This window comes from Streptomyces sp. NPDC026377 (assembly GCF_055567715.1).
The window spans coordinates 319,520-333,239 of record NZ_JBVHPV010000006.1 but is presented as its reverse complement, the minus strand read 5'-3'; the positions used below and the strand labels follow the sequence as shown (position 1 = coordinate 333,239).

At 73.7% G+C, this 13,720-nt stretch carries 11 protein-coding genes; 6 read left to right on the top strand and 5 right to left on the bottom strand.

The window, feature by feature from the left end:
* Nucleotides 1-152: 152 nt before the first annotated feature.
* The 3 genes from ACZ4MU_RS16110 (at nucleotide 153) to ACZ4MU_RS16100 (ending at nucleotide 5,717) form a co-directional block, all read left to right on the top strand.
* A complete protein-coding gene (locus ACZ4MU_RS16110; protein WP_467876206.1) occupies nucleotides 153-3,635 on the top strand; it encodes a DNA polymerase III subunit alpha in 3,483 nt (1,160 codons plus the stop codon).
* On the top strand, nucleotides 3,632-4,654 hold the full coding sequence (locus ACZ4MU_RS16105) for a DNA polymerase Y family protein (protein ID WP_467876203.1): 1,023 nt from the start codon (nucleotides 3,632-3,634) through the stop codon (nucleotides 4,652-4,654). The genes ACZ4MU_RS16110 and ACZ4MU_RS16105 overlap by 4 nt, the downstream gene beginning before the upstream one ends.
* Nucleotides 4,655-4,832: 178 nt before the next feature.
* Complete coding sequence (locus ACZ4MU_RS16100; RefSeq protein ID WP_467876200.1) at nucleotides 4,833-5,717, top strand: esterase/lipase family protein; 885 nt, start codon at nucleotides 4,833-4,835, stop codon at nucleotides 5,715-5,717.
* On the opposite strand, the gene ACZ4MU_RS16095 is transcribed toward ACZ4MU_RS16100, so the two are convergent.
* A complete protein-coding gene (locus ACZ4MU_RS16095) occupies nucleotides 5,707-6,735 on the bottom strand; it encodes a lytic polysaccharide monooxygenase auxiliary activity family 9 protein (RefSeq protein ID WP_467876197.1) in 1,029 nt (342 codons plus the stop codon). The genes ACZ4MU_RS16100 and ACZ4MU_RS16095 overlap by 11 nt on opposite strands.
* Before the next feature lie 222 nt (nucleotides 6,736-6,957).
* Nucleotides 6,958-7,458 (bottom strand): ribonuclease FAU-1 family protein, encoded by a 501-nt coding sequence (locus tag ACZ4MU_RS16090; protein ID WP_467876194.1) that lies wholly within the window; start codon nucleotides 7,456-7,458, stop codon nucleotides 6,958-6,960.
* 108 nt (nucleotides 7,459-7,566) lie between these two features.
* Here ACZ4MU_RS16090 and ACZ4MU_RS16085 point away from each other — a divergent pair, with 108 nt between their 5' ends.
* Nucleotides 7,567-7,941: a GntR family transcriptional regulator gene (locus ACZ4MU_RS16085; protein WP_467876192.1), complete on the top strand. Its 375-nt coding sequence runs from the start codon at nucleotides 7,567-7,569 to the stop codon at nucleotides 7,939-7,941.
* Nucleotides 7,942-8,026: 85 nt separating this feature from the next.
* On the opposite strand, the gene ACZ4MU_RS16080 is transcribed toward ACZ4MU_RS16085, so the two are convergent.
* Nucleotides 8,027-9,121 carry a DUF5925 domain-containing protein gene (locus ACZ4MU_RS16080; protein WP_467876190.1) on the bottom strand — a complete coding sequence of 365 codons (1,095 nt, stop codon included), beginning with the start codon at nucleotides 9,119-9,121 and terminating at the stop codon, nucleotides 8,027-8,029.
* A 242-nt stretch (nucleotides 9,122-9,363) separates the two neighbouring features.
* On the opposite strand from ACZ4MU_RS16080, the gene ACZ4MU_RS16075 reads away from it, so the two are divergent.
* Complete coding sequence (locus tag ACZ4MU_RS16075; RefSeq protein WP_467876188.1) at nucleotides 9,364-10,179, top strand: SGNH/GDSL hydrolase family protein; 816 nt, start codon at nucleotides 9,364-9,366, stop codon at nucleotides 10,177-10,179.
* Here the strand turns inward: ACZ4MU_RS16075 and ACZ4MU_RS16070 are convergent.
* Nucleotides 10,149-11,882 (bottom strand): serine/threonine-protein kinase, encoded by a 1,734-nt coding sequence (locus ACZ4MU_RS16070; RefSeq protein ID WP_467876186.1) that lies wholly within the window; start codon nucleotides 11,880-11,882, stop codon nucleotides 10,149-10,151. The two genes, ACZ4MU_RS16075 and ACZ4MU_RS16070, sit on opposite strands and share 31 nt — an antisense overlap.
* A gap of 271 nt (nucleotides 11,883-12,153) precedes the next feature.
* On the opposite strand from ACZ4MU_RS16070, the gene ACZ4MU_RS16065 reads away from it, so the two are divergent.
* A complete protein-coding gene (locus ACZ4MU_RS16065) occupies nucleotides 12,154-12,417 on the top strand; it encodes a hypothetical protein (RefSeq protein ID WP_358837533.1) in 264 nt (87 codons plus the stop codon).
* A 91-nt stretch (nucleotides 12,418-12,508) separates the two neighbouring features.
* Here the strand turns inward: ACZ4MU_RS16065 and ACZ4MU_RS16060 are convergent, their stop codons facing one another.
* Entirely contained in the window at nucleotides 12,509-13,711 is a 1,203-nt protein-coding gene (locus ACZ4MU_RS16060; protein ID WP_467876183.1) for a CaiB/BaiF CoA transferase family protein, read from the bottom strand.
* Nucleotides 13,712-13,720 lie beyond the last annotated feature (9 nt).

Genomic DNA, 13,720 nt, shown 5'->3' with positions numbered 1-13,720 from the left:
GCGGCGGGGCGGCGCAGTCGGGGGTGGGCCGAATGGCTGACCCCGCCGCCCGGTGCGCCCGACCGTATCGAACACCTGTGTCGTACGTGCGTTCGAAATTGGTCTATGGTGAAAGGAGGGGGAAGTGAGAACGATCGGTCCAGGAGGTGCGGATGCCCGGTTTCACGCATCTGCGCACGGTTTCGGGTTACTCCCTGCGGTACGGGGCCTCCCACCCGGAACGGCTGGCCGAGTGCGCCGCCGAGCAGGGAATGGACGCGCTCGCCCTCACCGACCGGGACACCCTCGCCGGGGCGGTGCGCTTCGCCAAGGCGTGCGCGGCCCAGGGGGTGCGCCCGCTCTTCGGCACCGACCTCGCCGTCCCGGAACACCCCCTCGAACAGACGCGGGGGAGCGCTCCCGTCCGGCGTCCGCGCACCCCGGTGCGGGGCGGCGCCTTCGTCGACGAGTCGGCGCCGCGCGCCGTCTTCCTCGCCCGGGACGGCGCCACCGGCTGGGCCGAGCTCTGCCGGCTGATCACCGCCGCCCACACCGCCGAGGGGCCGCCCGTCCTGTCCTGGTCCGCGCTGCCCGCCGAAGGGCTCACCGTGCTGCTCGGACCCGCCTCGGAGGTGGGCAGGGCGCTCGTCGCCGGCCGCCCCGACCTCGCCGTACGCCTCCTCGCGCCCTGGCGCGAGCTGTACGGCGACGCCCTGCGGCTTGAGGTCGTGCACCACGGGCGCCCGGGCACCGGACCCGGCTCGCTGCGGCTCGCCGCCCGCACCCTCGGTTTCGCCGCCGACCAGGGCGTGCCCGCCGTGCTGACCAACGCCGTGCGGTACGCGGACGCCGGGCTCGGGCCGGTCGCCGACGTCCTGGACGCGGCCCGCCGGCTCGTCCCCGTCGACCCGCGCCGGGGGCTGGACAGCGGCGAGCGCTGGCTCAAGGGCCCGGCCGCCATGGCCCGCGCCGCCGAGCGGGTCGCGGAGGCCGCCGGGCTGCGCCGGGACGCCGCGCACCGGCTGCTCGCCACGACCGAGGAGAGCGCCGCCGCGTGCCGGGTCGATCCCGCCCAGGAGCTGGGCATCAAGACCTACAGCTACTTCCCCGAGCCCCATCTCGTCGGCGCCGCCGACCGCACCCCGCAGAGGGTCCTCGCCTCCCGCGCCGCCGCCGGCATGGTGCTGCGCGGCTACGACCGCGACCGCGCGTACTGGGAACGGATGCACCGGGAGCTGGACGTCATCGCCTTCCACGGCTTCGCCGCGTACTTCCTCACCGTCGCCCAAGTCGTCGACGACATCCGGAAGATGGGCATCCGGGTGGCCGCGCGCGGCTCCAGCGCCGGGTCGCTCGTCAACCACCTCCTCGGTATCGCCCACGCCGACCCCGTCGAGCACGGCCTGCTGATGGAGCGGTTCCTGTCCCACCGGCGCTATGTGCTGCCCGACATCGACATCGACGTGGAGTCCGCCCGCCGCCTCGACGTCTACCGCGCGATCATGGACCGCTTCGGCACCGAGCGGGTCGCCACCGTCGCCATGCCCGAGACCTACCGGGTCCGCCACGCCGTACGCGACGTGGGCGCCGCGCTGTCGATGGACCCGGCCGAGATCGACCGGATCGCCAAGTCCTTCCCGCACATCCGGGCCCGCGACGCCCGCACCGCCATGGCCGAACTGCCGGAGCTGCGCGAGATCGCGGCGGAGCAGGGGCGGCACGGCAGGCTGTGGGAGCTGGTCGAGGCGCTGGACGGGCTGCCGCGCGGGATCGCCATGCACCCGTGCGGCGTGCTGCTCTCCAACATCACCCTGCTGCGCCGCACCCCGGTGGTGGCGAGCAGTGGGGAGGGGTTTCCCATGTCCCAGTTCGACAAGGAGGACGTGGAGGACCTCGGGCTGCTCAAGCTGGACGTCCTGGGGGTGCGGATGCAGTCGGCGATGGCGCACGCGGTCGCCGAGATCGGCCGCACCACCGGCCGCGAACTCGACCTCGACGACCCGCGCCAGGTCCCGGAGGGGGACCTGCCGACCTACCGGCTCATCCGCTCCACCGAGACGCTCGGCTGCTTCCAGATCGAGTCGCCGGGCCAGCGCGATCTGATCGGGCGGCTCCAGCCCTCGACCTTCCACGACCTGGTCGTGGACATCTCGCTCTTCCGGCCCGGCCCGGTCGCCGCCGACATGGTCCGGCCGTTCATCGAGGCGCGCCACGGCCGGGCCCCGGTGCGCCACCCGCACCAGGACCTGGCGGGCGTCCTGGGGGAGACCTACGGCGTGGTCGTCTTCCACGAGCAGATCATCAACATGCTGGCCGTCATGACCGGCTGCGACCGGGCCATGGCCGACCAGGCCCGGCGCGCCCTCTCCCACCCCGAGTCGCAGGAGGAGATCCGCCTGTGGTTCACCGCGTGCGCGGCCGAGCGCTCGTACACGCCCGAGGTCATCGACCGCACCTGGGAGATCATCAAGTCCTTCGGCTCGTACGGCTTCTGCAAGGCGCACGCCGTCGCCTTCGCCGTGCCGACCTACCAGTCGGCCTGGCTGAAGGCCCACCACCCGGCCGCCTTCTACGCCGGGCTGCTCACCCACGACCCCGGGATGTACCCCAAGCGGCTGCTCCTGGCGGACGCCCGGCGGCGCGGGGTGCCGATCCTGCCGGTGGACGTGAACCGGTCGGCGGCCGCCCATCGTGTCGAACTTGTGTCCGGTTCCCGGACCTGGGGACTCCGGCTCGCCCTCGCGGACGTCCAGGGCATCAGCGAGGCCGAGACCGCCCGGATCGAACAGGAGCAGCCCTACTCCTCACTGCTCGACTTCTGGCGGCGGGCGAGGCCCAGCCGCCCCGTCGCCGAACGGCTCGCCCAGGTCGGCGCGCTCGACGCGTTCGGCGGCAACCGGCGCGACCTGCTGCTGCACCTCGCCGAACTCCACCGCGCCCAGCGGGCCGCCGGGTCCGGCGGGGGTCAGCTCCCGCTCGGCGACGGGCGGCGGACGGCCCGCGCGGGACTGCCCGACCTCGACGAGGCGGAGCGGCTCAGCGCCGAGCTGGGCGTCCTCGGCATGGACGCCTCCCGCCATCTGATGGTGGACCACGAGACGTTCCTGAAGGAGCTGGGCGTGGTCTCGGCCAAGCGGCTGCGGGAGGCCGCGCACGGGGAGACCGTCCTGGTCGCGGGCGCCAAGGCGGCCACCCAGACCCCGCCCATCCGGTCCGGCCGACGGGTCGTCTTCACCACGCTGGACGACGGGACGGGCCTGGTCGACCTCGCGTTCTTCGACGACAGCCACGCCGCCTGCGCCCACACCGTCTTCCACTCCTGGCTCCTGCTGGTGCGCGGAGTGGTGCAGCGGCGCGGTCCGCGCAGCCTCAGCGTGGTGGGCGCCGCTGCCTGGAACCTGGCCGAGCTGGCCGAACTGCGCCGCGAGGGCGGCCTGGACGCGGTCGCCGCCCGGCTGTCGGCGCCGACGCCCGAGGGTGAAGGCGCCGGTGAGGGCGGCACGGGGACGCCCGGGGAGGAGCCCGACGGCGGCCGCCGCATCGAGTTGCCCACGGGCTATCGGCTGAACCCCTGGGCCGACCTCCGGCCCGCCGGTGAGGGAGTCGCCGCCACCGGCCGCAAGCTGTGGCACCAGAGCCGGGGGAGCGCGGGATGATCCTCTGCGTCCGGTTCCATGTGCCGCCCGGGGACACGGGCGCGGGCGGCGGGTGCGAGGCCGCCCTGCCCGGGCTGCTCACGATGCTCGGCGGTCTCACCCCGGTCGTCCAGGCGCTCCCGCCGGACGCCGCGCTCGTCGACGTCCGGGGCGCCGAGCGGTACTTCGGGTGGAACGCGGCCCAGCTCGCCTCCGTCATCCGGGTCAGGGCGCTCGCCCACCGCGGAGTGGACTGCACGATCGGGGCCGGGCCCAACCCCATGCTGGCCCGGATGGCGGCCCGGGGCGCCCGGCCGGGCGCGACCCTGGTGCTGCCCCCGGCGGAGGTGCCCCGGTTCCTGACGGACAAGCCCGTCGCCGCGCTGGACGGGGTCGGCCCCGCGACCGCCCGTACCCTCTGCTCGTACGGGCTGGACTCGATCGGCCGGGTCGCCGCCGCCCCGCTCGCCACCCTCCAGCGGATCGTCGGCGCGCGGGCCGGGCGCGAGCTCCACGAGCGGGCCCTGGGCATCGACCGCACCCCCGTCGTCCCGAACGCGGCGGCCCGCTCCCTCGGCGCCGAACGCTCCTTCCCCCACGACGAGGTGGACCGCGACCGCCAGCGCCGTGCTCTGCTCTCCCTCGCGGAGGAGCTGGGCCTCCGGCTGCGCGGCACCGAACAGGTGTGCCGCTCCCTGACGCTCACCGTCCGGTACGCCGACCGGTCCACCACCACCCGCGGCCGCACCCTGCGCGAGCCCACGGCCCACTCCCCGGCGCTCGTCGCGGCGGCCTACGCGATCCACGAGTCGCTCGGCCTCCAGCGGGCCCGCGTGCGGAGCGTTTCCCTGCGCGCCGAGGGGCTCGTCCCCGTCCGGCATGCCTCCCGGCAGCTGACGTTCGACCCCGTGGACGAACGGGCCCGCCGCATCGAAGCCGTCGCCGACCGGGCCCGCGCCCGCTTCGGCCCGGCCGCGATCATGCCGGGGGCGCTGGCGCGGGGCGCCGGCTCCGGGGGACCCCTGGCCGACGCGGCCTGACCGCCGGTCGGCCTGTCGGCGCGCCGCGGAGGGCACGGAGGTCACGGCAGTTTTTACTGACCCGTAACTTCACTTCGCGGGCTACTGGTGCGTAATTTGGCGGGCGAACCGTTCTTGTGGTCCGGATCACAGGGTGCATGTCCCCGCAACTCCCTTTGAGCCGCAAGGAGTTCACTCGATGCTGCCCCCCAAGCTCCGCCGCCCCCGCAAGCACGCGTTCGCCCGGCCGCTGGCGGCCCTGCTGCTCGCCGCCGCCGCCTTCGCGGTACCGACGACCGCCGCGCACGCCCAGTCCGCCGCCCCCACCAGCGGCTGGAACAACTACTCCTGCAAACCCTCCGCCGCCCACCCGCGCCCCGTCGTCCTGGTCCACGGCACCTTCGGGAACTCCGTCGACAACTGGCTGGCCCTCGCCCCGTACCTGGTCAACCGGGGGTACTGCGTCTTCTCCCTCGACTACGGCCAGCTCCCGGGCGTACCGCTCTTCAACGGCCTCGGCCCCATCGACAAGTCGGCCGGGCAGCTCGCCGCCTTCGTGGACCGGGTGCTCGCGGCGACCGGCACCCCCAAGGCCGACCTCGTGGGCCACTCGCAGGGCGGGATGATGCCGCGCTGGTACCTGAAGTTCCTGGGCGGCGCCTCCAAGGTGAACACCCTGGTCGGTATCGCCCCCGACAACCACGGCACCACCCTGCTCGGCCTGACGGCGCTGCTGCCCTACTTCCCCGGCGCCGAGGAGCTGCTCAGACTGGGCACCCCCGGCCTCGCCGACCAGGTGGCCGGATCACCGTTCCTGACCAGGCTCAACGCGGGCGGCGACACCGTTCCCGGAGTGCACTACACCGTCATCGCCAGCAAATACGACGAGGTCGTCACCCCGTACCGCTCGCAGTTCCTCAACGGCCCGGACGTCCACAACGTCCTCATCCAGGACAAGTGCGCCCTCGACCTCTCCGAGCACGTGGCGATGGGTCTCACCGACCGCGTCACCTACCACGAGGTCGTGAACGCCCTCGACCCCGCGCACGCCACCCCCACCACCTGCGCGTCCGTCATCGGCTGAGCCCGCGCCGGCGCACGGCGAGGAAGAGGAGGGCGGCGCCCGCGGCCAGGGCCCCCGCACCGCCGAACGCGAGATACGGGGTGGACCCGCCGCCCGTCTCGGCGAGGTTCTCGGTGCGGGGTACTGCGGCGGGGGCGGGGGCCGCGGCCGGGCCGTCGGTGTGCGGCCGGTTGTCCGACCGCTCCTCGGCGCCGCCCTGCCCGCCCTGTCCGGCCTGCCCGCCCTGTCCGAGCCGGTGGGCGGCCGGGTGTGCCGGTGCGCCCGCGCCGGTCTTCGCGTCGTCGTCCCCGTGGCCGTGGTGCTCCACCGTCGACTTCGCGGCGCCGGCCTCGACCTGCTGCCGCGTCGGCGCCGAGGCCGCCGGGGCGGGGGAGGAGCCGCCGCTGTCCTTGCCGAACACCACGTCGGAACAGGTGTAGAAGGCCTCGGGGCTGTCGGAGCGCTGCCAGATCGAGTAGACGAGGTGGCGCCCCGAACGGGCGGGCAGGGTGGCGTCGAAGACGTAGTCCCCGTCGCGCATCGGCGGGTTCGCCGCCTTGGCGAACGGCACGGCCTCCAGGTCCGACCACTTCAGCGGCTTCGTGGGGTCGTAGCCCTTCTTGGTGAGGTACAGCTCGAAGGTGCCCCTGTGCGGGGCCGTGCCCTTGTAGCGGAAGGTGTGGCGCCCGGCGGTCAGCCGGGTGGACGGCCAGTCGGCGCGCGCCAGGTCGAGCCCCCGGTACTTGTCGTTGCCCGCGCTGCACAGCCTGCCGTCCGGGACGATCTGTTTCGACCGGCCCGCGGCGGCGGCGATGTTGACGGCGTTCCAGTCGTAGAACGCCTGGGCGCCACTGGCGGCGACGGCGGCCTTGCAGGCGGCCGAGCGGGGGCTCTCGGGCCCCTCGGCGTAGCAGGCGGAGACTCGGCTGACCGGGTCCGTCATCGAGCCGTGGGCGGCGGCCGGACCGGCCGCGAGCCCGGTCAGCGCGAGCGGCGCCAGGGCGAGGGCGGCGGCGGTGGCGTGGCGGCGAGCGGTCATCGTGACGTTCTCCTTCGGTGCGGCAGGGGGGTGGGCGTGCAGCACGCTAGCCGCCGGAACCTGCGAAAACGGCTGCCGGGAGCGGGAGACGGCGATCTTTAGGGCCGCCTTAAGGGACGACTGAGAGCCGGTTAAGAAGGGCTGGGTTCCGGCCGGGGGAAGGGCCGCCCGGGCCGTACGGCCACTTGCCCTGTCGCGAAGAACTGCCCACCGCCCCGACCGCTAGTCGATCAGTTCCGTGAACCTGCCCAGCCTGGCGCGGAGTTCCAGCTCGTCCAGGGCCTGTACGGCCCGGTCCGCCGCCTGCCGGTCGCGCTCGGCCAGCCCGCTCCCGGCGAACTCGTCCTCGTCCAGACGCAGCACGGTCGCGCCGTCGGCGGAGATCCACAGGTCGAGGTCCAGGTCCTCGACGGCCACCGTCCCCTCGCGCACCACGGCGGGCCGGGTGATGTCGCAGTACCAGCCCTTGAGCGAGGTGTCGGCGGCCCGGACCTCCTTCACCGCGTACCAGCGGTCCCGCCAGTAGTGCTCGGTGAAGACGTCGCCCGGCTCGAAGCGGACGAACCCGAAGTCGCGGACGCCGTCGGCGGCCCAGGGGGCGCGGACGGTGAGCCGGACGCCGTCGTCGGCCACCACCGTCGCCGGATAGCCGATCTTCGTACGGCCGCCCTTGAGCAGGGTGACGGTGAGGAGGGAGCCGGGTTCGGCCGGGTTCGCGGACAAGGCGTGTCTCCATGGCGCAGCGGGTGGTCGACGCGTCGGACGCTACGCGTGGGGCACGGCGGGCGCCTCCCCTTTTCGTCCCGCGCGGGGGAGGGGCAGAATCGGCCTGTGACCCTGAAGATCGTCATTGACCAGGAAGCCGCCGACGCTCCGTACGAGCAGCTGCGGGCCCAGATCGCCGAGCGGGCCCGGGCGGGGGTGCTGCCCGTGGGGTACAAGCTGCCCACCGTGCGCGGCCTCGCCGAGGAGCTCGGGCTCGCCGCCAACACCGTGGCCAAGGCCTACCGCGCGCTGGAGGCGGACGGGGTGATCGAGACGCGCGGCCGCAACGGCACGTTCGTCGCGGCGGCGGGCGGCGCGGCGGAGCGCCGGGCCGCGGCGGCGGCCCGGACCTACGCGCAGGAGGTCCGGCGCCTGGGCCTCGGCCGCGAGGCCGCGCAGGCGGCGGTGGCGGACGCGGTGCGGGCGGTGTACGGGGACTGAGCAGCGGCCGGGGGCCGAGACGCTCCCCACACATACAGCCCGGCCCCCACAAGTCCAGCCCGGCCGCAACAAATACAGCCCCGCCCTACAAATACAGCCCCGCGTCCGCGTTCTCCCTCGGGTCCGGGACGTTCGGCGGTGTCGTGCCCCGGCGCAGGGCGAACAGCTCGGCGAGGGTCGCGCCCTCACGGCCGACGCCCTCCTCCGTGCCCAGCCAGGAGACCGCCTCGCGCCGGGTCATCGGCCCCACTTCGATACGGGCCAGACACCGGCCGGGGCGGACGACCGCGGGGTGCAGACGCTCCAGGTCCTCGTTGGTGGTGACACCGACCAGGACGTTGCGGCCCTGGCCCAGCAGACCGTCCGTCAGGTTCAGCAGACGGGACAGAGCCTGCCCCGCCGTGTGCTTGGCCTCGCCCCGGATCAGCTCGTCGCAGTCCTCCAGGAGCAGCAGCCGCCAGCGGCCCTTCGCCGAGCCCTCGTCCTCGCCGATCGCGATGTCCATGAGGTAGCCGACGTCGTTGAAGAGGCGCTCGGGGTCCAGGACGCAGTCCACCTGGCACCAGTCGCGCCAGGAGCGGGCGAGCGTGCGCAGCGCCGAGGTCTTGCCGGTGCCCGGCGGGCCGTGGAGCAGCAGCAGCCGGCCCGCGATGTCGTCGGGGGTCACCTTCATCAGGCGGTCCATCGCCTCGGCCACCGGCGCCGTGTAATTGGGGCGGACCTCCTCCCAGGTGCCGGCCGCGATCTGACGGGTGGTGCGGTGCGGGCCGCGGCGCGGTGAGACGTACCAGAACCCCATGGTCACGTTCTCCGGGACCGGCTCCGGCTCGTCCTCCGCGCCCTCGGTGGCCTGTTTGAGCACCCTCTCGGCGAGCTCTTCGCTGGTCGCGGTCACCGTGACGTCCGCGCCCCGGTTCCAGCGGGAGACGAGCAGCGTCCAGCCCTCGCCCTGGGCGAGCGTGGCGCTGCGGTCGTCGTCGCGCGCCGAGCGCAGCACGGTCGCCCCCGGCGGCAGCAGGCCTGCGCCCTTCTTGACGCGGTCGATGGAGGAGCTGTGCGAGAACGGCTGCTCGCCCGTGGCGAACCGGCCGAGGAACAGCGCGTCGACGACATCGGAGGGGGAGTCGCTGTCGTCCACGTTCAGCCGGATCGGCAGCGTTGCTTCAGGGTTCGCGGACATGGCTTCCATGATCCGGCAACCCGCCCCGCGGCGCACGGTCTTTTGGCACTCCCGAAAAGGGCCGTCAACGCAAGGGCCGTGCAGGGAAGTTCCGTGCGGACAAGGTCAATTGAAGGGAACGCATGGTCAGGGTTTCCCCCGGAGGAGCGGATTTCTGAAAGTTCTTGGCATGTCCACTTCCGGTGATCCCTACTCGCTGGTACCACATCTGTGGCGGATATCCCGCACTAGGAGGCCCCCACATGACGCTCTCCCGTATGACGGCCCATGTGTCGTCGATCTTCCTGACCGCAGCCTTCGCCCTCACCGGGGCGGGCGTGGCCAGTGCCGCGGCCAACGCCCCAGCCGCGGGCACCGACTACGTGGCGCTCGGCGACTCCTACTCCTCGGGAGTGGGAACCGGTACGTACGACAGCTCCAGTGGCTCCTGCAAGCGCTCGCCCAAGGCCTACCCGTCCCTGTGGGCGGCGTCCCACGCCCCCGCCTCGTTCGCCTTCACCGCCTGTTCCGGCGCGACCACCGACGATGTGAAGGCCGGTCAGCTCGGTCCGCTCACCTCCGCCACCGACCTCGTCTCGATCACCATCGGCGGCAATGACGCGGGCTTCTCCGACGTCATGACCACCTGTGTGCTCAACTCGCAGTCCACCTGCCTCAACCGCATCAACCAGGCGCGCGCCTACGCCGACACCGTCCTGCCCGCGAAGCTCGACTCCGTCTACGACGCGATCCGGGCCAAGGCGCCCAACGCCCACGTCGTCGTCATCGGCTATCCGCACTTCTACAAGATCGGCGGCAGCTGCTTCCTCGGGCTCAGCGACACCTCGCGCGCGGCCATCAACAGCGCGGCGGACGAGCTGAACACGGTCACCGCCAAGCGCGCGGCCGACCACGGCTACACCTTCGCCTCGGTCGTCCCCGCCTTCACCAACCACGAGATCTGCTCCAGCAGCTCCTGGCTGAACAGCCTCGTCTGGACCAACATCGGCGAGTCCTACCACCCGACCGCCGCCGGCCAGTCCGGTGGCTACCTGCCCACCTTCGCCAACGCGGCCTGATCCCCGCCCCTCGTCACCTCGGCCGGCGGACGGAGTGAGCCGTCGTCCGCCGGCCGCGTGGAGGACGAGGCAGAGGAAGGAGAGGAAGCGGACGCCGAGGAGGGGGGCCCGCCCGTCGGGGTCTCCTCCTCCTCGCACGTCACCGTGTACGCCACGGCGTTGGACGCCGCCGCGACCGGTGAGCGCACCTCCAGCCGCACCGCGTTGCGCGTGGTCCCGCCCGCCTCGTACCCCGCCTCGACGTGCCGCACCTGCCTGCTCCCGGCCTCGCCGGACGCGAAGTCCAGCGTCTTCCAGCCAGGGTCGGAGGACTCCCCGTCCGCCGTCACCCAGCGGTACTGGACCTCCGCCGGCGTACGGCCCACGGTGACCGTGGCGACCACGGCCGGGGCGGCGTCGTCCGGCGGCGGGCACCGCCCCTCGTAACTCCCGCGCACGGCCCGCAGGAAGACCTTCACGGACTGCGCGGGCGTCCGTGAACCGCTCGGGCTCGGAGTGGGAGCCGTGCTGCTCGGGGCACCGGTGGTGGCACTGTGGCTCGTGGCGGCGCCGCCGCCGCTGTGCGCTGCGGAGTGCGAGGCCGGCCCTGGCACGGACGTCGTGGCCGTGCTCCTCCCGGCGTCCGTGTCGCCCCCGCTGTGCGCCAGGGCCCACACCAGAGCGCCGAGCGCGAGCAGCAGGAGGAGCGCGCCGGCCACCAGCAGGGCCCCCGCCCCGTTCCGGCGGGGCCGCTCCTCGTCGGCCGCGGGGCCGTACGCCCCCGGCGCCACCCGGGACGGCAGCGGCGGCGTCCGGTCCGCGCCGGGCGTCCCCGGGGCAGCGGCCGGCACGCCGTACGGACCGGGGTACGGCGGCGGGATGTCCCGCACCTCGCCCCCCGCGCCCACCACCCGCAACCGGCGCTCGGCCTCCTGCGGCGACAGACGCTCGGCCGGGTCCTTGCGCAGCAGCCCCGAGATCACCGGGGCGAGCGCACCCGCCCGGCGCGGCGGCGGCAGCTCCTCGTCCACCACGGCCCGCAGCGTGGAGAGCGGGGTGGCCTGGCGGAAGGGCGAGCTGCCCTCGACCGCCGCGTACAGCAGCACTCCCAGCGACCACAGGTCCGAGGCGGGCCCGGGGGTGCGCCCCAGCGCCTGCTCGGGGGAGAGGAACTCGGGCGACCCGATCACCTCGCCGGTCATCGTGAGCGTGGAGGTGCCCGCCACCATGGCGATGCCGAAGTCGGTGAGGACCACCCGGCCGTCGTTGGCGAGCAGTACGTTGGCGGGCTTCACATCGCGGTGCAGCACCCCGGCCTCGTGCGCGGCGCGCAGGGCCGCGACGACCTCGGCGCCGATGTGCGCGGCGCGCTGCGGGGTGAGCGGGCCGTCCGCCTCCAGCGCCTCGGAGAGCGAGAGCCCGCGGACGAGCTCCATCACGATCCAGGGGCGTCCCTCGTGGGCCGCCACGTCGTAGACCGTCACCACGTTGCGGTGCGATATCCGGGCCGCCGCCCACGCCTCGCGTTCCAGGCGCGCGTACATGCGCTGCTCGTCGGGGGAGTCGAGCCCGGCCGGCGCCCGTACCTCCTTGACCGCGACCTCGCGCCCCAGCACCTCGTCGCGCGCCCGCCACACCTCGCCCATGCCGCCGCGGCCGAGTGGGGAGAGCAGGCGGTAGCGTCCCTGGATCACGCGCTGTTCGTTGCCCGGCACTTCGCTCACTGGCGGGGCCTCCTTGGCGACGGGACGACCGCGAACACGGCCGGCTACCGAGGATCCTCTCCACGTTAGCTCAGGTCAGCGCGGTAGCGGCCCCCTCGGACGCGTTGTCCAACTCGCCCTGGAATCAGGCATATTCAGAGAGTAACCGGACCCATCTGTCAACCCCTCCCCGGGAGAGGTGAATCCCACCACCGGGATACACGAGTGTGACGCGGGGGCGATAGGGTTACCCTGCCCGGGGCCGGGTGCCCTCGTATGGGTGGGGAGTGACATGGAACAGATAACAGTGCGCAGCAGGGCGCGAGTACCTGCCATCACCTGCGGGAGCAGTGCGACCAGCTCGCGGCTCGACCGCCATCTCTCGGTGCTGGGCGGTCCCGCCGTCCCGCTGCGGGAGTCGGCCGAGGCGACCTTGCTGATGCGTGAGCTGACCTCGCGGGACGTCGCGCACAGCCGGAGGAGCAAGAGCGCTCGCGTCTCGCTCTTCGCCCCGCTGCGGCGCCTTCGCCGCTCGCTCTTCGGCAGCCGCGGCTGAAGTCCACGACAGCCCACGATCAGTGACTTCCCGAGAATCCGGCTCCCGGGAAACCGGATTCCCGAGAACCCCTTAACTTTCTGATCCATGTTCAGGCGATCACGCCGTCCCGGCGCAGCGCTGCTGTCAGCTCCTCTGTCATCCCCAGGGCTCGCAGCAGCGCTTCGGTGTGCTCGCCCAGCGCCGGTACCGGGCCCATCCTCGGCTCGGGGCCGCCCGGCAGGCGGACCGGCGGCAGCAGCGCGCGCAGCGGCCCCACCGGCGAGTCCACCTCCCGCCAGCGCATCCGCGCCGCGAGCTGCGGATGCGCGGCGACCTCGGCGACCGTGTTGAGCCGGGCGCAGGCGATGCCCGCCGCCTCCAGCCGCGCCACCGCCTCGGCGGCCGTCATCGGGGCCAGCGCGTCCCCGACCGCCCGGTCGGTCCGCTCCCGGTGCGCGGTCCGCGCGGTATTGGTCGCGTACACCGGGTCATCGGCCAACTCCGGTCGTTCCAAGACCTGTACGGCCAGTCTGCGCCATTCGCGGTCGTTCTGTACGGAGAGCAGCACCTGCCCGTCGGCCGTCGCGTAGGCGTTGTACGGGGCGATGACGGCGTGCGCGACCCCGGTGCGCGCCGGTTCCGTCCCTCCGTGCATCACATGGTGCAGCGGATGGCCCAGCCACTCCGCCAGCGCCTCCAGCATCGAGACCTCCACCGGGCCGCCCCGCCCGGTCGTGCCCCGGCGCAGCAGTGCCGCGAGGACGCCCGAGTACGCGTACATGGCGGCCGCGATGTCGGCGGCCGGGATGCCCGCCTTCACGGGCTGCTCCGGCGTCCCCGTCACCGAGACCAGCCCGGCCTCGCACTGGACCAGCATGTCGTACGCCCGCTTGTGCGCGTACGGGCCGTCGGCGCCGTACCCCGATATGTCGACCGCGACCAGGCGCGGGTGCGCGGCGCACAGCGTGGCCGCGTCCAGGCCCATCCTGGCGGCGGCCCCGTGCGCCAGGTTCTGCACGAACACATCGGCCCCGGCGATCAGCCGCCGCAGGACGTCCAGTCCGCGCGGGTCCTTCAGATCCAGGGCGATCGACTCCTTGCCCCGGTTGCACCAGACGAAGTGCGAGGCGAGGCCGCGGGCGGCGGTGTCGTAGTGCCGGGCGAAGTCGCCGCCGTCGGGCCGCTCGACCTTGATGACCCGGGCGCCGAGGTCGGCGAGCTGGCGGGTGGCGAAGGGGGCGGCGACGGCCTGCTCCACGGCGACGACGGTGATGCCGTCCAGGGGGAGGGGCTGGGGCTGCGGAGTGCTCATGGAGCCGTG

Coding starts and splice junctions, on each gene's coding strand:
- ACZ4MU_RS16065 (WP_358837533.1), top strand. CDS start 12,154: ATGGAACAGATAACAGTGCGCAGCAGGGCGCGAGTACCTGCCATCACC.
- ACZ4MU_RS16100 (WP_467876200.1), top strand. CDS start 4,833: ATGCTGCCCCCCAAGCTCCGCCGCCCCCGCAAGCACGCGTTCGCCCGG.
- ACZ4MU_RS16095 (WP_467876197.1), bottom strand. CDS start 6,735: ATGACCGCTCGCCGCCACGCCACCGCCGCCGCCCTCGCCCTGGCGCCG.
- ACZ4MU_RS16080 (WP_467876190.1), bottom strand. CDS start 9,121: ATGTCCGCGAACCCTGAAGCAACGCTGCCGATCCGGCTGAACGTGGAC.
- ACZ4MU_RS16075 (WP_467876188.1), top strand. CDS start 9,364: ATGACGCTCTCCCGTATGACGGCCCATGTGTCGTCGATCTTCCTGACC.
- ACZ4MU_RS16110 (WP_467876206.1), top strand. CDS start 153: ATGCCCGGTTTCACGCATCTGCGCACGGTTTCGGGTTACTCCCTGCGG.
- ACZ4MU_RS16105 (WP_467876203.1), top strand. CDS start 3,632: ATGATCCTCTGCGTCCGGTTCCATGTGCCGCCCGGGGACACGGGCGCG.
- ACZ4MU_RS16060 (WP_467876183.1), bottom strand. CDS start 13,711: ATGAGCACTCCGCAGCCCCAGCCCCTCCCCCTGGACGGCATCACCGTC.